This window comes from Treponema sp. UBA3813, from assembly GCA_002368605.1.
Taxonomy (GTDB): domain Bacteria; phylum Spirochaetota; class Spirochaetia; order Treponematales; family Treponemataceae; genus Treponema_D.
Map to the genome: position 1 here is coordinate 68,385 of DFEB01000019.1, position 16,996 is coordinate 85,380.

At 39.3% G+C, this 16,996-nt stretch carries 19 protein-coding genes; 12 read left to right on the top strand and 7 right to left on the bottom strand.

The genetic code is table 11. The features are described from left to right. Nucleotides 1-5 precede the first annotated feature (5 nt). The 12 genes from B2089_RS02375 to B2089_RS02430 all read left to right on the top strand — a co-directional run bounded on the left by B2089_RS02375 (nt 6) and on the right by B2089_RS02430 (nt 8,255). Nucleotides 6-521 (top strand): hypothetical protein, encoded by a 516-nt coding sequence (locus B2089_RS02375; RefSeq protein ID WP_296685704.1) that lies wholly within the window; start codon nt 6-8, stop codon nt 519-521. Nucleotides 522-709: 188 nt separating this feature from the next. Then, a complete protein-coding gene (locus B2089_RS02380) occupies nt 710-1,207 on the top strand; it encodes an Rpn family recombination-promoting nuclease/putative transposase (RefSeq protein WP_296685707.1) in 498 nt (165 codons plus the stop codon). 88 nt (nt 1,208-1,295) lie between these two features. Next, on the top strand, nt 1,296-1,499 hold the full coding sequence (locus tag B2089_RS02385; protein WP_296685709.1) for a hypothetical protein: 204 nt from the start codon (nt 1,296-1,298) through the stop codon (nt 1,497-1,499). 91 nt (nt 1,500-1,590) lie between these two features. Further along, nucleotides 1,591-2,244 carry a hypothetical protein gene (locus tag B2089_RS02390; RefSeq protein WP_296685715.1) on the top strand — a complete coding sequence of 218 codons (654 nt, stop codon included), beginning with the start codon at nt 1,591-1,593 and terminating at the stop codon, nt 2,242-2,244. Between the two features lie 4 nt (nt 2,245-2,248). Beyond that, on the top strand, nt 2,249-2,671 hold the full coding sequence (locus tag B2089_RS02395; RefSeq protein WP_296685717.1) for a hypothetical protein: 423 nt from the start codon (nt 2,249-2,251) through the stop codon (nt 2,669-2,671). A gap of 559 nt (nt 2,672-3,230) precedes the next feature. Next, nucleotides 3,231-3,494: a hypothetical protein gene (locus B2089_RS02400; protein ID WP_296685719.1), complete on the top strand. Its 264-nt coding sequence runs from the start codon at nt 3,231-3,233 to the stop codon at nt 3,492-3,494. Nucleotides 3,495-3,505: 11 nt separating this feature from the next. Continuing rightward, nucleotides 3,506-4,036 (top strand): hypothetical protein, encoded by a 531-nt coding sequence (locus B2089_RS02405; protein ID WP_296685721.1) that lies wholly within the window; start codon nt 3,506-3,508, stop codon nt 4,034-4,036. A gap of 131 nt (nt 4,037-4,167) precedes the next feature. Continuing rightward, nucleotides 4,168-5,445, top strand: coding sequence for an RHS repeat-associated core domain-containing protein (locus B2089_RS02410; protein ID WP_296685811.1), 1,278 nt, complete (start codon nt 4,168-4,170; stop codon nt 5,443-5,445). Between the two features lie 8 nt (nt 5,446-5,453). After that, a complete protein-coding gene (locus tag B2089_RS02415) occupies nt 5,454-5,921 on the top strand; it encodes a hypothetical protein (protein WP_296685724.1) in 468 nt (155 codons plus the stop codon). A 262-nt stretch (nt 5,922-6,183) separates the two neighbouring features. Beyond that, complete coding sequence (locus tag B2089_RS02420; RefSeq protein WP_296685726.1) at nt 6,184-6,813, top strand: AHH domain-containing protein; 630 nt, start codon at nt 6,184-6,186, stop codon at nt 6,811-6,813. A gap of 3 nt (nt 6,814-6,816) precedes the next feature. Next, nucleotides 6,817-7,353, top strand: coding sequence for an imm11 family protein (locus B2089_RS02425; protein WP_296685729.1), 537 nt, complete (start codon nt 6,817-6,819; stop codon nt 7,351-7,353). Nucleotides 7,354-7,619: 266 nt separating this feature from the next. Next, on the top strand, nt 7,620-8,255 hold the full coding sequence (locus B2089_RS02430; RefSeq protein WP_296326424.1) for a hypothetical protein: 636 nt from the start codon (nt 7,620-7,622) through the stop codon (nt 8,253-8,255). Between the two features lie 726 nt (nt 8,256-8,981). Here B2089_RS02430 and B2089_RS02435 read toward each other — a convergent pair. From B2089_RS02435 to B2089_RS02465, 7 genes are all read right to left on the bottom strand, one after another. Continuing rightward, nucleotides 8,982-10,463, bottom strand: a complete 1,482-nt coding sequence (locus B2089_RS02435) for an NAD(P)H-hydrate dehydratase (RefSeq protein WP_296326422.1) — start codon at nt 10,461-10,463, stop codon at nt 8,982-8,984. A 67-nt stretch (nt 10,464-10,530) separates the two neighbouring features. After that, the gene (locus tag B2089_RS02440) at nt 10,531-11,610 is read right to left on the bottom strand and encodes an LPP20 family lipoprotein (protein WP_296326417.1); all 1,080 of its coding nucleotides are present in this window, start codon (nt 11,608-11,610) and stop codon (nt 10,531-10,533) included. Continuing rightward, nucleotides 11,598-13,028 carry a hypothetical protein gene (locus tag B2089_RS02445; RefSeq protein ID WP_296685733.1) on the bottom strand — a complete coding sequence of 477 codons (1,431 nt, stop codon included), beginning with the start codon at nt 13,026-13,028 and terminating at the stop codon, nt 11,598-11,600. Before B2089_RS02445 ends, B2089_RS02440 begins: the two co-directional genes overlap by 13 nt. 99 nt (nt 13,029-13,127) lie before the next feature. Further along, on the bottom strand, nt 13,128-13,730 hold the full coding sequence (locus B2089_RS02450) for a penicillin-binding protein activator LpoB (RefSeq protein ID WP_296326412.1): 603 nt from the start codon (nt 13,728-13,730) through the stop codon (nt 13,128-13,130). Nucleotides 13,731-13,814: 84 nt separating this feature from the next. After that, nucleotides 13,815-14,519, bottom strand: a complete 705-nt coding sequence (locus B2089_RS02455; RefSeq protein ID WP_296326410.1) for a hypothetical protein — start codon at nt 14,517-14,519, stop codon at nt 13,815-13,817. Between the two features lie 92 nt (nt 14,520-14,611). After that, nucleotides 14,612-15,985, bottom strand: a complete 1,374-nt coding sequence (locus B2089_RS02460; protein ID WP_296326408.1) for an MATE family efflux transporter — start codon at nt 15,983-15,985, stop codon at nt 14,612-14,614. A gap of 76 nt (nt 15,986-16,061) precedes the next feature. Then, nucleotides 16,062-16,970 carry a mechanosensitive ion channel family protein gene (locus B2089_RS02465; RefSeq protein WP_296685734.1) on the bottom strand — a complete coding sequence of 303 codons (909 nt, stop codon included), beginning with the start codon at nt 16,968-16,970 and terminating at the stop codon, nt 16,062-16,064. Nucleotides 16,971-16,996: the final 26 nt, after the last annotated feature.

Consider the following 16,996-nt stretch of genomic DNA (forward strand, 5'->3'; position numbering starts at 1 on the left):
AAAATATGAATAAACTTCTGAAATACTCATTCCTTTTGTCATTTTCTTTCGTTTTGTTCTCATGCAAAAATTATGAATCGTTATGCAACAAATTTGAAAGTCAAATATCAGAAGTCCGATGGGTTACTATAAAAATTATAGAAAGTGGCTGGGCTTTTGAAGGGGACATTCCTGAAAAATTTTCCAATTATGAAAATCTTCTTTCAGAGGAAGAGTTACGCGCCTCAAACTGCGTGACAGTGGATCTGCCAGGAGAAAACATACAAACAAATTATTTCCTGGCACTTTTATATTCCGCAAAAAAAATCAATGCAAAGGATAATAAACCGAAAGTAAAAAATGCCGATGGATTAAAATGGTTTTGGCAAGAGGGAATCATAATAGATGTATATTATAATGATTTGAATCGCCCTAAAGATGTGTATGTTATGCAGAATGGCAAACATATTTTCTACAAAAAAGGAGAAGAAGACATTTATTACAAAATGCCTAGCGAAATACTAAATAAGTATCGCTTTTAGGACGGTAAGAATAATCTAAGTTAGTTTGCATCTACGCTACATATAGCGTGTTTTTTACTGTGTAAATCTTAGTTTGCCACTTCCCACAAATTGGCATTTGTGTGCCTTGCGGAGACTGAGTGGGGAACAACGCAAAAATTGGCAGTTAAAAATGTACAAATTCTTTCTGTTGTGCTATAATTCAAATCATGGAAGAAACTACGGAACGCCACATCAAGCCGGTTGACCAGCTCGTTTTCTCTGATGATTTCATGTTCGGGGCGGTCATGCGCGAGCCTGAAATCTGCAAGGGCGTGTTGGAGAGGCTTTTGCAAATCAAGATTGACCGACTGGCATATCCTGAGTTGCAGAAAGCAATCAGTCCGTTTTACACTCGCAAGGGAGTCCGTCTTGATGTATATGTCGCCGATTCAGACCGCGTTTTCGATGTCGAGTGCCAGACATACAAAATCGAGAGCATCGGAAAGAGAACGCGCTACTATCAGAGCATGATAGACATCGACAGCCTGATGAAGGGGGCGGACTATTCCGAGCTGAAGGAGAGTTTCGTCATCTTCATCTGTCTTGATGACCCGTTCGGCGCAGGACTTCCAGTCTACACTTTCAACCGAAAATGTTTGGAAGACGAGAGCGTGGAACTCGGAGACCAGACGCATCATCTGATTTTTCAACTGCGATGCGTATAATCGAGAGAAGAATCCAGAACTCAGGGATTTCCTTTCGTTCGTGAAGAGCAACAAGGCTGAGTCCGACTTCACAAGGGGGATAGAGAACATGGTACAGACAAAGAAATTCGAGCAGACATTCGTGAACGAGTACTTGGCATGGAATCTTCACGACCAAGATGTCCTAAAACGAGGAAAAGAAGAAGGTAGAATTGCTCTTAGTGTTGACCTTATAAAATCAGGTTTACTTTCAGTAAAAGATGCCGCTATAAAACTTGGTATGTCCGAAGCAGATTTGAAAAAGCGACTTTAATTACAATATCAACTTAAAAAATCGGCTCTTTCCTCAGAAAATGAGCCGATATGGAGAGCAAACAGGGGCGTTTCGTTAGACAAATGGCAATTTGTATCACTACGCAGGGAATAACCCTGTCAAGTATACAGACCCGGATGGAAGACAAAGTTATCCCACAGATGGCTCAGGAGCTCTAGCTGAACAATCGGAAGAATTAACATTTACATTAGTAGAAGCTTCTAAAAATCCTGGAACTAGAGCAGCAATTGCTTCTGTTATCTTAAAATTTTTTACGCCTCTTTTTATTGTTGGATTCTGTCTCACGCTGCAAGGGTCTTCTATTTCTCCGACTCCTGCATTGCCTCCAAATTATAGCATGGATTCTAATGGTAATATCCGTGCTCCTAATGGAACAAACATTGCAACTATAGATCAGGCATATAAACATGCAGAAGGATGTTCTGATTGGGCAGATGTTGATGGCTGGGGGAAAGGAACATTTGACAATGAAAACGCCTCTCTGTTAGATCATTTTGATAGACATGGTGCTGAGGTTGGTGCTACAACTCCTGAACAATATTTAAATAAGGCTAAAGGTTTTGCTCAAAATCTAAAAGGGTGTCATAAACGACCTAGCTATAACAAAAAAACTGGAGAATTAACAGGTATTAGATATACGAAAAATGGAAAGTATGTGATTCTTGATATAAATACTAAAGAAATATTATCTTTTGGCGCTGAAAATCACAATGGAGATTTATAGAGATATGGAAAATATATTTCACTTTTTTATACAGACAAACACTCAGGAGTTGGAAAGTTATTTTAATAAAACTCTTTCATATAAAGACTTTCTAAATAGAAATTATAAGCTCCCGATTTATGATGATATATTGCAAATAATGGCTAAATATCGTTTATTGGCAAAACCATGCTATAATTATAATAATACGGAGATAACAATAGGTATTGATTTATATGGAGCTTCAGTTATACACCCTGACCAAATAAGAGAATTTATTTCATCTTTCCGCACATTTGAATGTAAAATAAAAAATGGAGAATTACTGAGCGATCTGGAAACATTTGAGATTCCCTTGTATAAAGCCGAAAGCGAAACAGAAAAATATATAAATTTTTTAGAAATTGCTTTAGATAAACAATTATATATTTTTCATAGTGGAATTTAATGAATGAAATTTTTCTATACATATTTACTCTATTTACCAGATTTGCGTGAATGATGGCGGTCACAGGGCATACATCAGATAGTCAAACGAAGCAGATTTTTATGATGGATTGGATGGTGTAATACACAGATTTTATGTTTTCTCTGAATTTGATATTAATTAGAAAATTGAAAAAAATTTCAAATAAATTGACAGTTGGAGACTTTCTTATGAGGCATATATTTATAATAAGATTCAAAATTAATATTTTATTTTTTCTTTTCATGATAATACTAGAGGGGTGTTGCTCCAACAGTATCAATTTCTATGAGAGAAATGATATTGATATTTCTTTGTCAACAAATGGAGATAACTCTTTCGCTGTTGTTCTTGAAAATAACTCTGGCCATGATTTATACTTTCAGAATGGCATGTTTGATTTTATTGGATTGGAGACCGAACAGTGATTTTTTGCAAAAAAAGTGGTTTTTTTCTATATTTCATATTGTTTTTGCAACTTTTTGTTTCATGTGATAATTTTCCAACAATCGGATTTTTGAATAGTACGGAAACAACTATTATGATTGATTATGAGATAAATGAAACTTTCATAAAAGAAAATCCAGGTTTTTCAATGCAAGTTTCTCCTATCATTATCAAACATGGTCAAGAACTTTCGCCTTTTTGTTTTTGGGGAGGAATTCCGCCTAAACTGATGTTAGCATCAGATGAATCGGAAGTTCAAGATTTGTTACAAGAATTCTTCAAGGATATATCGGTTTATACAATAGAAAATGAAATCGAGAACATTGTTAGAAGTTTTAAAGAATCACAAAATGACTAGGAGCTGGGATTATGAAAGGATTGTTTGCATTTGTTTTGATTGGGGCAAGAATAATAACTTTTAATTATGTACTGGATGATTTGAAATTCGAATATGCAGATAAAGATTCTGGCGTGTTTATTCAAATATTGTTTCAGCCTACAGCTGAAAATACACCTTTTCGTATTATCGAAAAATCTCCGTATAATATGACTGTGTATTTGGAATTTTTATCTAAAGAAGCTGTTGAATCTATTAAAATTAATAGCTTTGAACTTATTTTGGAATCTGGAGAAACTGTACATTTGAATGATTTTATTGATTGGGTAAAAATTGACGATGAAATTTCAAACAAAACAAATTTTGAAAATATTACTATGCCTGTTTCAAAATCTATGGATTTTAGGTTTCAAAAACTTCCATTAAATGAAAAAAATGACTTGCATATTAAGGTTCATATTGACTTAGATTTAAATTATATTAACAAATCTACAAAAAAATATAACTATGATATTCCTTTTCGCTTAATGAAGCATAGTGGAAGATGGTTTCCTACAACATAAATCTTTTCTAAGCAATTACCTTTGGACTACGATTTACAAACCAACAACTTTCTTCTATTGTAATAAAAAGATTTTACGATACGCTTCCGGCTGCTCCCATGAGAGTGGTCGGAGGCAACCGTTCTTTGACAATGGAGAGAGGCGGCTCGGACAGTTCTTCTGGCTTTAAAAGAACTTACACTTGGGACGAACGAGGTCGCCTTATTGCAACGACTGATTCAAATGCAGATGTTGAATATGTCTACGGCGAAGACAACCAGCGTGCCGTCAAGTCGAGTGACTCAGGGGAGACTCTGTACTTCAACAATTTCTGGACCTGGAGTAATAATTCTACTGTTTATAACGGCGAACGCACCTCTAAACACCTCTTCCTTGGAAGCGAGCGCATCGTGACAAAACTCAACAGCGCAAATCACCCGACTTACAGTGAGGAGAGCGCATCGACATATTACTATCATAGCGACCACTTAGGCTCTGCCAGCGTGATAAGCGACAACGACGGCCGGGAGTATGAGAGAATCGAGTACACTCCGTATGGGGAAGTCTGGATTGATAAGAGTGCAGCCACATACAAAACGCCATACCGGTTTACAGGCAAGGAGCGGGATGAAGAGACAGGGCTGTATTATTATGGGGCGCGCTATTTGGACCCGATGTATTCTCGGTGGCTCTCAACTGACCCCGCGTTGGGCGACTACATTCCACAAGCCCCGATTAACGATGAGGCGAAGAAGCATAATCAGAACCTTCCTGGCATGGGAGGTGTGTTTAATCACATCAATGGCAATTTGTACCACTACGCGGGGAACAATCCTGTCAAGTATACAGACCCGGATGGAAGGGAAGAAATTCCTTATGCGGAATTATCTCAGGGGAATTTTAAAGAACGAAGTTGGTTTTCATACCATATTGATGAGCCTCTTACAAAATTTTGCGCCAGGAATTTTTTTGGTTTTTCTCCAGCAGAGTATGTAACACTAATGGATGGAACGATAGTTCCAATGTCTGAAAGTGGAGAAAGTTTTTCAAATTCTGAAAAAACGACAGATTGCATATTTTTTTGCTTAACAGTCTTTGCTTCCGTATTCAAATTAACAAAAGCTTGTAATGTTATTTCAAAAACAAGCAATGTTATTTCAAATACAAGTAAATTAACTGCAGCAGATATTGTTTTTTCTGATAAATTTTCTAAACCTGCATATAAGGGGCAGGTTGCGGCACGAGGTTGGACAACAGAAAAAATAGCCAATACAATAAATAATCCTTTAAAAATATCATCAAGTGTCAATAAAGCAACTGGAAACTCTGCTACGCTATACTATATAGATGAAATTCATTACGTTGCGCAGGATGATGTTACAAAGAAAATTATACAAGTCGCCGATTTGAATGATCCAAACTGGAAGTAGGAGGAAAAATGTCTTATAAAAGCAATTTTTTAGATGGTTACATAAAATTAAAAAATGGCGAGACCCATTATGTGACGATTTCCGAGCTTTATCACTTAATAGATAAGTTGAAATCTCATAATTTAATGCTAAATAGCATTTCTTTTGTTCCTTTTTACAAAAATCGGGATTTTCAGCTAGAAATTGATGAGCGAATTTTATATATAGAACAACATGCCAGCGTATCTGAAGAAGAAAAATCAGAATTTTATGAAAATCAAAAATGTGAAGAAGACTTCTATAATATTGATATAACAAAGAGATATTTTTTGATACAAAAAAATGATATTGATGCATATAAAAGAAGTCTTGATGACATAATCGCTTATCTTGATGATTTAATTCGTTATATACAAAAGCGGCTAAAATCTGAATATAATCTGAACGAGGTTGATTTTTTGACAGGATATATATGCTTTGAAATTTACTATGATTAAACGAAATTAAATTATAATTTTTTATATTCCAACTTTATTGTTTTTGTACAGTTCTGTATAGTGGAATTTTCTTCCTTTTTCACTCCCACAAATTGGCATTTGTCAGCCTTGCGGAGACTGAGTGGGGAATTTGACAGAATTCCGTGCCGAATTCCCCGATTCCTGCCGAAAATTTTGCGAGGAGTGATGATTTATTCCGATTTCCGTGCTACAATAGGCTTCAAGGAGGCAAAAAGGGGCGTTTCGTTAGACAAATGGCAATTTGTTTGCTTATGCCGCAAACAATCCTGTCAAGTATACAGATCCTGATGGGAGGGTTATTGAAACTGGTTGGGATGCCTTTAATGTTGCTTTAGACATAACAAGTTTTGCATCAAATATGGTGTCTGGAAATTATGCTGGAGCAGCATGGGATTTAGCCTCATTATTATATGATGGTTTTGCAACTGCTACACCTGGATTGCCAGGAGGAACAGGTTCTGTTAAATTAATTTCAAAATTATCAAAAGAGTATGGCGATGATGCGGCTAAACTAGTATTAAAGTATAGTGATGATATTGCAGAGATAATTTTCAAAGGGGGGAACTCTGCAAAACTAGGACGCAATCTAATAAAATCGGGAATTGAAAGAGGGGTGAATCAAGCAGCACATCATATAGTCGCTGGCGGTTCGCGGTTCGCAAAAAACACACGGAAGATACTCGCAAAGTTTGGTATTGGAATTAATGATGCGGTTAATGGCGTATTTCTTGATGCTTCAAAACACGCAGGATTACATAAAAAACAGTATTACGAAAAAGTAGAAAAACTACTTAGCGAAGCAAAAACAAAAGAGGATGCAATAAAAATACTAAAAGATATTGGTAAGCAACTAAGTGAAGGAGTGTTCTAAGCAATGAATATATATATACTTAGGCATGATGCAGAAAACTATAGATGGCTTGAATATAAAGGTAATTGGTTTGATTTTTTTTGGAATCTACAGGATTCAGTTCCAATTAAAGAATTCCATGAAAAAATAATATGTAAGCAGATAAGGGATAAAAAAGAAAGAACATTAGGCGACTTCCCCTGTTTTGTCGTTCCAGCCTTAAGCCAGAATGCAAAAAATACTTTAGGAAAATATTTTGAAAATTTAGTCGAAATCTTTCCGTTGGAATGTGGGAAATTAGGGCAATATTACTTTATGAATGTAATAAATGTTCTGGACTGCCTTGATGAAGAAAAATCAAAATTAGAATTTTTCGATGACGGGAGAATTTTCAAAATTATTAATTATGAATTTAAACATACGCTGACAGATTTTGAAACAAGAATTTTCAAAATACAAAAAAAGGAGCGAGGGGAAATTTATGTAAATGAAGAAACTAAGAATCTTATTGAAACAGCAGGGCTAAAAGGTTTTGTTTTTGAAAAAGTTGGATATTTTTAGGAGTTTCTTTTTTGTATCACTATGTGTTCAGATTGTATAGTCTTTTTTTAATCTCTCGTGTATAGTGAAACTATTCTCCTCCCCATCTCCCACAAATTGGCATTTGTGTGCCTAGCGGAGACTGAGTGGGGAATTTGACAGAATTCCGTGCCGAATTCCCCGATTCCTGCCGAAAATTTTGCGAAGTGTGGTGATTTATTCCGATTTCCGTGCTACAATAGGCTTCAAGGAGGCCAAAAAGGGCGTTTCGTTAGACAAATGGCAATTTGTACCACTACGGCGCGAATAATCCGGTCAAGTATACAGACCCTGACGGAAATGTAATTCAAGCTATTGTTGTTGCAGTTATAAAGGGTGCTGTGATTGGAGCTGTTACAGGTGCTGTCTCAAATGCAGGTGTACAAGTTGTCGCAAATATGATACACGGACAAGACTTTGATACAGCAGTTGACAATATAGATTGGAAATCTGTGAAATCTGCAGCAATAAGTGGAGCTATAACTGGTGGCTTGTCAGGTGGTTTGAGTTCTGTAAAAGCTATCAAAGATGTGATTTCAGTTTCAAAAAAAGCAAAAGCTGTTATGAATGCATCTACCAATATGGCAGGAACCACAGCTGGAACTATGGTTGATAATGCTTATCATAATAAACCTTTATCAAAGAACCTTGTGAGAAATAATTTAATCGCAGGAGCTGCGGGGTGTGCGTCTTCAGCCATAAGTACGACCGCCGCAGGCAATGTTGTCAATCGGACTGGCGAAAAAACTTCAGTTTGGCTTGAAACTCTAGATCAAGGCGGAAATATTACATCTATCACTACAAAACAACCTTTTGATATTGCTGTAGACAATTTTATAAAAGAAAATGCTGTCAGTATTAGTCAGGCAGCATTCAGCCAATGATTGATAAATAAGGATTATTTTTGATATGAATAATAGAGTTATAATTACTTATATAGTCGTATTTTTTTATAATTTCTTTTTTCTTTATCTTTCTATAAAAAATGCATTTTTTAAGGAGTTTTGCCACAAATTTATAGGTTTATTAAAAAACAGAGAAATAGGAGAAGCTTTATTTATTATTTTATTTTATCTCATCCCTGTTTCTTTAATAATTTGGGTTGGGAAAAAACTTAACCGAAAAAAGAAACTCTGAAGGGAATAAAAGGGGCTGAAAATGGAAATTTGGTAATATAGCACCGTATACAGGATTGGGAGGGTAAACCTAACTTTTTTTCATCACTATACACCATTCGCTCCGTATAGTGAAATTTTCATTCCTTCCAACTCCCACAAATTGGCATTTGTGGGGGTAAAATAGCCAAAAAGTCATAATTTCTCAAAGTCTCAGTGTGTGCCGATATAAGTTTAAATTTATTATCCACAGGAGACTTTATGAACAGATAAATCGCGAACAAAATCAAATCGGGTATGAAAGGAACTCTTCTTCCCGACCAAATGGAAGCACTCAATAAGTTGCTTAACTCTATTCTCGCGGAGCAAAATGTTACGACAGTTTCACAAAAAGACAGAAATTGAGAATGTTCACCCACCACGCTTCGCTATGCCAATGTCCAGCAATCGAAAAAATTTGAGGTTGTTCTATTCATTTTTCTTTCGACTCTGCGCTTACAACTCAGCAACCGCCATCATCAAATCATAGGGCGTCATCGAAAAATCGCACTTGATTTTCCGCGAGGCGAGCGCATGTGCAAGCGAAGCCGTAATCGCCGCATCGAGAGTTTTTCGCCTTTGGGCGAGCAGGGCGGCGACCAATCCGCTCAGAACATCGCCGCTCCCCGCTTTTGCAAGGCACGGACGGCCGAACGGATTTATGAACATCTTGAATTTGTGACCGTCAAAATGACCGATTACCGGATTCGCTCCCTTTAGAATCAGAGTCTTTTTGGGAAATTTGCGGCAGAAACTCTCAACGAAATCCATTCGGTTTACGATGCAGTCCTCGAGAGAAAAATCCCCCAAATCACAATTTTTGATGAGAGCCTGAAACTCCTTCGGATGCGGAGTGAGGACGACGCCCTTTTCCTTTTTTTCGAGGAAGGATTTCAGTCCTGGCGCGTAGCAGGCATCGGCATCAATCACGCATTTTATGTTCGCGTGTTCCAAAATGTAATCGAAATATTGCTGGCATGGGTCGCCCTTTCTCCCCAAGCCCATTCCGAAAGCAATCGCCGTCGTTTTTTCAGGGATTTCAGAAGAGACCATCAGCTCAGGAAAAATATCAAGTCCTTTTTTTGAGGCATTTTTATGAACGAGCGTAACAAGTCCCGCCCCGAACCGAAGGGCCGCGCTTCCGGAAATCGCCGCCGCACCCTGTTTTTCACCAGAGGCAATCGCAACATGACCGAATGAGCCTTTGTTCACATTGCAAACCGTTCTGTGAGGAAGCTCCAAATCGCTTTCCTCTAGCAACATACCCTTTACGAGATTTGAATTGTTTGAATTTTCATAAAGACGGCGATTCACGCCAAGCTCCGCGCAACGAACTTCGCCGACAAAATCTTTTGCAAAATCGCTGTAAAGACAGGTTTTGAGCGCTCCCATAGTAATCGTCAAATCAGCGATAAAGGCGCCTTCGGCTATCGTTCCGTCCTCACGCAATCCCGTCGGAACATCGCAGGCAATTTTAAAGCACTCGCAGTTATTCATGTCGCCGAGAGTGGCTGCGGTTTTTTCATCCAACTCTCCGTGAAAGCCGATTCCGAACACACAATCAACGATAATATCGGTGAAGCGCAAATCATAAAAAGACAAATCTTCACGGTCAACAAAGCGAACCCCGCATTTTTCGGCACGCTCAGCCTGAATCTTACACAACTGACTTTTTGGCTCGGCAAAACGAATAATGCTCACATCGTAATCAAAACGCAATTTGCGAGAAAGAGTGTAGCCGTCCGCACCGTTGTTGCCACTTCCACACAAGATAAGGATTTTTTGCGGCTGACGACGGTCTCCGCTCAAGGGATATGGATTTCTCACGGCATTTTCAAGAGCCATCGCCGCATTTTCCATCATTATTTCTTCGCTAAGTCCGTATGCTGCCCTGCAAGAAGCATCTAATTTTCGAGTATCCAAATATAACTTTTGCATATATCTCATATTGTAAACTATTTTTGCAATAATGCTAGTTTAAAATGAGAGATTTTAGAGATTTTTACTAGAAAGCGGAAAAATCACCCAAATATTTCTGGAAACTGGCCGAAAAATCATTTTTTACTTTTGCGGCAATTTTCTGCTTTGCACGAATCACTGCGTTCTGATAAGAAGTAGAGCCTTCGCGCCCCGTAATGCTGAGTGGAACAAGTGTTTCTCCAGAAAAAGTATCAATCAAAGCACATTCTGCCGTGTATTCACAAAAAAATGTCTTTCCGTTTGCGCTCTCTGACTGTGTAAAATGCAACTTACAATCGATTACATATCGTTCATTTGAACCAAGGCTTGTGTTGAATCCTTGAGCCGTCATCGTCTCTTGAAAGGACTTTGCAATACGACCGTCAGAATCCTCGCTTACCTTGACGCAAACTGGAATCTTTGCCGCCATGTCCGCTTTCATTTTATGAATTTGAACTGGCGTATAAATCGAATCGTATTTTTTCGCCACAGTAGAATTAATAATTGTAAGCCGTTTGAGATAAGCTTCGTTTACTTTGGCAACTTCTTCACAGAAATCAAGGCGTGAAAAATTAATCATAGTGTTAGGTTCTTTGTCAGCCTGAATTTCTTTTATAATTGATGTGATCTCGGCCTGATTTTTTTCTATCATGTTTGAATAAATTTGTGTGCCTTTTGAGCGATTTAATACAGCAAGCGCATACCACTTGCCCTCGTTTTTTGCTTCGTAGAATTCAGGAATTTCCACCGCAATCACATCGTCCTGATTCACATCGCGGAAAATCGTCTGATCCAGAGAAGCATTGCTTGATGATGCAACAATTCCCGCTGACTGAGCAAGTTCCATTCTGCTTGAAGAAGTTGAAGCCGTGTTGATATTTTGCCCAAAGACTGAAACTAGTTCACTGATTGCGTCAATCTCTGCCGAGCGTTTATCCATTCCAGACCCGCTTCCAGTAAGATAAGAGCTTTGCGGATATGCCGCTGGCTGACCGCTCACCCAGTCTGGCTCGACCCCAGACTTTGCATTTTTTGCAGCAGTTCCCGTCGAACCAAAACAAGATGCGAATAAAAGAGAAATTGCGCTTGTAAAAAGAAGGAATTTAAAAGATTTTATTTTTGACATGATGACTCCACTAAAACTGTTTTTCCTTTTTTGACTTCAATATCCTTAAAATGTTCCTCATGAATAAGTGTACCATTTTTTGAAAAATATTGAACCTTAAAAGAATATTTTCCAGGTTCAAGCTCAAAGCCCGTCGCATAGGATTGGGCAGGGAGAGCATACACCTGGCGAATATCCGCCGTTTCTGTTCTATCAATTTGATCAATCGCTTTTGCCGCGCCAAGATATGTCGTTGCATAAGCCGCGATTGTAAGAAGGTTTTCATTTTTGCGAAGGGCATTTTCTGCAGCAAGCATACCAGCCGTTGCCCCGACAAGGCTCGTCATTTTTTTAGAAAGACTACGCCCTATACTCCTATTATATGCTTTTCTCGCCTTTGTGTTGACATCCTGTTGAACGGCATAATTAAAATCTTCGAGTAAAACACAGTCTTTTTTTTCACCATCAAGGACAACCTGTATTTTTCCGACTGAATTTGAAGGCATTTTTATAATCTCATTTTTGCCTGGATAGAGGGTGAAAGCAGGTCCCCAACCGATAGTTCCCATTACAACAGGCTCAAGCGTATTCTGTGGAGCAGGGAATTCTGGGTATACAAATTCAATATCAAAAGGCGGAATGAAGACAAATCCTTTTTCAAGCGGAAACTGAAGGCCTGGGAACGGTCCGAGTCTGATTCGCCGCTCCCCTCTTCGACCAATCAAACCAGAAAATGCAAGCACATCAAGTCGTCCCATCCCATCTGTAATCGAAGCCTCAGAATTTACATCAAAGCTTTCGTTTAGGGCATGGAGCGTTTTCGCATCAGCCGAAACATTCCAACTATTATTTACGCTGTCATCCATCATTCCAAAGACTATACTCAGATAACGGGCTGTCGCTGAATCACGGAAAATGTCATTTTCTGTCGGCTTTTTCGGAAGGGATTTCGTGATTGCAAGCTCATTAAGATTTAGTATTTTATAGGAAGCAGGAATTTCGGGATTTTCATCATCGACTTCATTTGAAAGCCATTCACCGTATTCGTTTAAAAACTTACGCTGTTTATCATTAAGACGACGAATTTCAACGGCAGCTTCTTCCACATCGCCTTTATTGTAATAATTAAGCGCATTGAAAATATTTATATAGACATATTCGTAAGGATTTCCCGCATATTCAGTGGCATTTTCGTTCATAAAAAATGCGGCAAAGCCCTTCGTGACGCTTTCCGTTACCGCATCATCCATAAGAAGGTCTGTCTCATTCAAAATCTCAAGCGATGAATCGTAATCCTTTTGGAAATGCTTCATCATCGCAAGGTCAAAATTGTCACGGATTCTGTCAGAATTATTTTTTTTGTTTTTTGCTTCAAGATAAGAAATGCACGGAGCGTAATTTTCGGAATCAAGATAGGAGAGGTACTGCGGACTTGTCATTTTCGTAGAACCGCATGAAATAAAAAAAGAGGAAATGAGACATGTAAGAAAGGCTGTACAAGCAATTCTTTTCATCAAAATTTCCCCCGTCGTTATGAATTAAAGTTTTTTTGCAGATTTTTTAATGTATTTGCTGATTGTTTTTTCGTCCTGCCAAAGGATTTCATTCGTCTCAATATCGATGAGTTGTGCGTCAACCTGATATGTTCGTACTGACTCAGTGCCGTCCATATCAACATGAGAATACACAGTTCCCTGAAGCATAAAATCTGCCGCAAGCTCGTTTCCTATAGATTTTGCCGTCTCGTAGGCGTTTTCGGCCTGATCTGCTTTTTCGGCACGGAGTTCAAGACGCTGCTCACTGTCGGCAACAAAGCGAATAACATCGCTGTTGATGATTGCCGTTTGAAAGCGTTTTGCAACCATCGCCGTGTCGATATGCTCGCTGCTCTTGTTCGAGATTTTTCCAATGATGGCGACGGGTTTCCTGCCGTTTGTCTTGTTGAAATTCGCAACACGGGGAGACGAAATGCAACCACTGATTAAGACCTCACAGACTTCGCGAATATCATTTTCGTTCCAATAGCCCGATAAGTCTTTTACGGCTGTAGTCGAATCATATCGTTCAATTTTGCTTGTGCTTCCACATGAAAAGAAAGCGAATGCAGCGCATAAAAGAAAAAGTGTTACGATTTTTTTCATTTTAACTCCCCTGTAAATGAAATAAACGGGGATGACTCATACTTATTGGTCATCCCCGCTTTGATTTACTAATTTAAGCCGAAATTACAATCCCTCTGGAATAAGTGTTTTAGCAAGGCTTGTTGTGATAATCTGTTTCAAGACGCTTGCATTTTCTGTATTCTCAGGAATTCCGCGGTCTGTAGCAGATTTGAGAGATTTGTCAAACACTGCACTTTCCATTTTGTAAACAACATAGTATGTATAAACTGCTGGCTCGTAATCATCATCAGACATTGGAGTTTCTACACCAGTTCGCTGACGGCGAGTTTGAATCCAATATGAAGCAGCTTTTTCGAGACCGTTAAGTTCAACGCTTGATGCGACTGTTACAGCCTGATCAACGCTCTTCTGAACTTCTTCTGTTGTACCCTGCATGTTAGCCTGAACAGCCTGACCAACAACTCGGCTCAAAGAACCAGAAACTTCTGAAACAACATTTACATTGTCTGTCCATGCTTTGAGGAAGTCAAGATTCGGACCAGAATTGCTGATAACGAACACCTTGTACTTTTTTGAGTCAATGTTAAGTGCTGAAGCAACAGTATCGACATCACCTGAAGTAACTGCCTCTACCCATGCTGGTGGATTTGATCCAGTGCTTGCGCCCTGCCAGTCAATTCGCTGAATAACTACATTCTGTGTTGTGATTTTTGCCATTGGTTCAGCTGCCTTTTTTGATGAAAAACAGCCTGTCAACATAGCAGAAGCAGCAATTACAGCTGACATTCCAAGAATAATCTTTTTCATAAGATAACTCCTTTTAAAGTATATACAGAACTAAAACAAAGTCCCAAGAGAAATGTAACGCAAAAAAAAGAAAATTTAAATAGTTTTAAGGATTATATTACTTTCTTATCAAGCCAGCGGTTTCTATGAAATCTGATTCCAAAGCAAAGCCCGCGGAAAATCCAGTCGATGTACATTCCGAACCAGATTCCGTAGAGGGCAAGAGCCGTATTCTCCGGGAATTTGAAGAGAAGATATTTTGAAATGAGAAAACTGAAAAGGACGCGGAAAAGCCACATACTGATATTGGAGACAACCATGGTGAATTTTGCGTCGCCCGAAGCACGGAGAATATTTGGCATGGTAAAAGACATGGGCCAGAAGAAAATGTTCGCCACCATGCAAGTTCGGATAACGCCTGTCGCAAGCAAGCGGGCCTCGTCGGAGAGATTGAATGCTCGAACCAAAAGGGGCGCAAGAAGGAAAATTGCCGTCGCGACACAGAACATGCCGATGTAAGCCTCTTTCATCAACTTGCGGCCGTAAGACTTCGCCTGCTCCTTTTCACCCGCGCCGATGCACTGACCGATAACCGTGACGCTGGAAAGACCGATTGCCTGAGCCGGAATGTTGGAGAAGCTGGCGATTGTGTTGGTGATTGCGTTGGCGGCGATAGCGGCAAGACCGAAGCCAGACATGAACGAGTAGACCAGAATTTTTCCGATATGGAAGACCGAATTTTCGATTCCGCTGGGGATTGCCACCTTGAGGATTTTTCGAATCATGTCAAAGCGGATTTCGATTTTCCAGAGTTTTTCAAGATAAATACGGCTGTTGATTTTTGCGCCAGGACGGGCAAGCAGATAAACCATAACGATGGCGGCGACGATTCGGCTGGCAAGAGTTGCGATTCCGGCACCGGCTACACCGATTTTTGCCCCGTAAATCAAAACAGCGTTTCCAGCAATATTTGTGAGATTCATCATAAGACTCACTTTGAGGGAAATTTTGCTGTTACCCATGGAGCGGAAAAGAGCCGCGCAGGAATTGTAAATTGCAAGGAAGGGAAATGAAAGCAAAACCCACACAAAATAAATGAGGGCGTTCTGCATTACGCTTTCATCGATTTTGCCGTAAATCAAGTTCAGGATAAAATGCCGCAGCGGAAGGCAAATAGCGATAATCACCAGGGCGACAAAAGTCGAGATATTGAGAAGCTGCCGGGCTGCCGTGCGGGCTTTTTCGTCTGATTTGTGACCAAGATACTGACTTGAAACAACAGCACCGCCAGTTGCGAATGCCACGAATAATTGGATAAAAAGCTGTGTAAGCTGATCAATAAGGGAAACGCCTGAAACACCAGCCTCGCCTACAGACGAGACCATCACGGTATCACAAGCGCCAATGGTCATGGCAAGAAATTGCTCCGCAACAAGCGGAAAGATAAGCCGGCGAAGGTCTTGTTTGCTAAAAAGATTTTCTGTCATATTTCGGAATCAGTATATCCAAATCGAAAATAAAAATCTGTACAAAATTTGACCTTTTCACCGGTTTTTGTGCATTTTATGCCTTAAAAGACAATGACGGGATTGTTTTGTCAGTAAGAACCGAAACATCCACGCGGTTATACGGAATGTTGATGCCGTTTTCGTTGAAGGCTTTTACTGTCTGGATACAAACTTCTGTCTTCATATCGAAGAAATCAGGGCGTTTGCACCATACGATAAGGTTCATTCCGATTCCAGAATCCAAACAGTCGGTAACGAGAACTTTAGGAGCATAATTTGCATTGTCCTTTACGACCAGAGAACAGCGGGCTGGAACTCCGTTAAGAACCTCGACAGCTTTGTCCAAATCAGTGGCATAATCGACACTCACAGCAAAAACATAGCGGCGATAATCGTAGGTTGAGTAATTCTTGAGTTTGGTGTTGATGATTGCCGAGCTAGGAATACGGATAAGCTGGTTATCAACAGTGTGGATTTTAATAGAAAGAAGTCCGACTTTATCGACCGTACCAGAAACACCGTCAACCTCGATGAAGTCGCCGATTTTCATGGTCTTTTCTGTAACGATGAAGATGCCTGAAATCAAGTTGCTCACGGTTGTTTGAGCAGCGAAGCCGATTGCAACTCCGGCGATACCCATGGCACCCCAGATTGCGCCAAGATTGATTCCGAACAAGCCCAAAACATACATTACAATCAGCACATAAAAGACATAGCCGACGATTTTTGTAAGGGATTTTACCGCCTGTGGCTCAAGTTTTTTTGCCGCACCCTTTTTGATAATCATGCGGATAAGACGATAAACAATCCAGAAAATAAGAATCGCAATTATGCCCGTAGCGAATTTTACGACATGTTCAGGCTCTTTCACATAGTTGACGATTTCATTCACATGGAAAAAGTTCTGCATTTGATTAACAGTTTCGTTGGCAACATTCATTGCGCCACCAGCCATTTCATTCATAAAGCACTCCTTTTTGATTTGTAATT

What these genes read in the sequence shown, in the direction of transcription:
- B2089_RS02410 (WP_296685811.1), top strand. Translation starts at nt 4,168, where the DNA reads ATGGAGAGAGGCGGCTCGGACAGTTCTTCTGGCTTTAAAAGAACTTAC.
- B2089_RS02405 (WP_296685721.1), top strand. Translation starts at nt 3,506, where the DNA reads ATGAAAGGATTGTTTGCATTTGTTTTGATTGGGGCAAGAATAATAACT.
- B2089_RS02435 (WP_296326422.1), bottom strand. Translation starts at nt 10,463, where the DNA reads ATGCAAAAGTTATATTTGGATACTCGAAAATTAGATGCTTCTTGCAGG.
- B2089_RS02425 (WP_296685729.1), top strand. Translation starts at nt 6,817, where the DNA reads ATGAATATATATATACTTAGGCATGATGCAGAAAACTATAGATGGCTT.
- B2089_RS02395 (WP_296685717.1), top strand. Translation starts at nt 2,249, where the DNA reads ATGGAAAATATATTTCACTTTTTTATACAGACAAACACTCAGGAGTTG.
- B2089_RS02380 (WP_296685707.1), top strand. Translation starts at nt 710, where the DNA reads ATGGAAGAAACTACGGAACGCCACATCAAGCCGGTTGACCAGCTCGTT.
- B2089_RS02415 (WP_296685724.1), top strand. Translation starts at nt 5,454, where the DNA reads ATGTCTTATAAAAGCAATTTTTTAGATGGTTACATAAAATTAAAAAAT.
- B2089_RS02375 (WP_296685704.1), top strand. Translation starts at nt 6, where the DNA reads ATGAATAAACTTCTGAAATACTCATTCCTTTTGTCATTTTCTTTCGTT.
- B2089_RS02465 (WP_296685734.1), bottom strand. Translation starts at nt 16,970, where the DNA reads ATGAATGAAATGGCTGGTGGCGCAATGAATGTTGCCAACGAAACTGTT.
- B2089_RS02385 (WP_296685709.1), top strand. Translation starts at nt 1,296, where the DNA reads ATGGTACAGACAAAGAAATTCGAGCAGACATTCGTGAACGAGTACTTG.
- B2089_RS02445 (WP_296685733.1), bottom strand. Translation starts at nt 13,028, where the DNA reads ATGACAAGTCCGCAGTACCTCTCCTATCTTGATTCCGAAAATTACGCT.
- B2089_RS02455 (WP_296326410.1), bottom strand. Translation starts at nt 14,519, where the DNA reads ATGAAAAAGATTATTCTTGGAATGTCAGCTGTAATTGCTGCTTCTGCT.
- B2089_RS02450 (WP_296326412.1), bottom strand. Translation starts at nt 13,730, where the DNA reads ATGAAAAAAATCGTAACACTTTTTCTTTTATGCGCTGCATTCGCTTTC.
- B2089_RS02460 (WP_296326408.1), bottom strand. Translation starts at nt 15,985, where the DNA reads ATGACAGAAAATCTTTTTAGCAAACAAGACCTTCGCCGGCTTATCTTT.
- B2089_RS02440 (WP_296326417.1), bottom strand. Translation starts at nt 11,610, where the DNA reads ATGTCAAAAATAAAATCTTTTAAATTCCTTCTTTTTACAAGCGCAATT.
- B2089_RS02400 (WP_296685719.1), top strand. Translation starts at nt 3,231, where the DNA reads ATGATTGATTATGAGATAAATGAAACTTTCATAAAAGAAAATCCAGGT.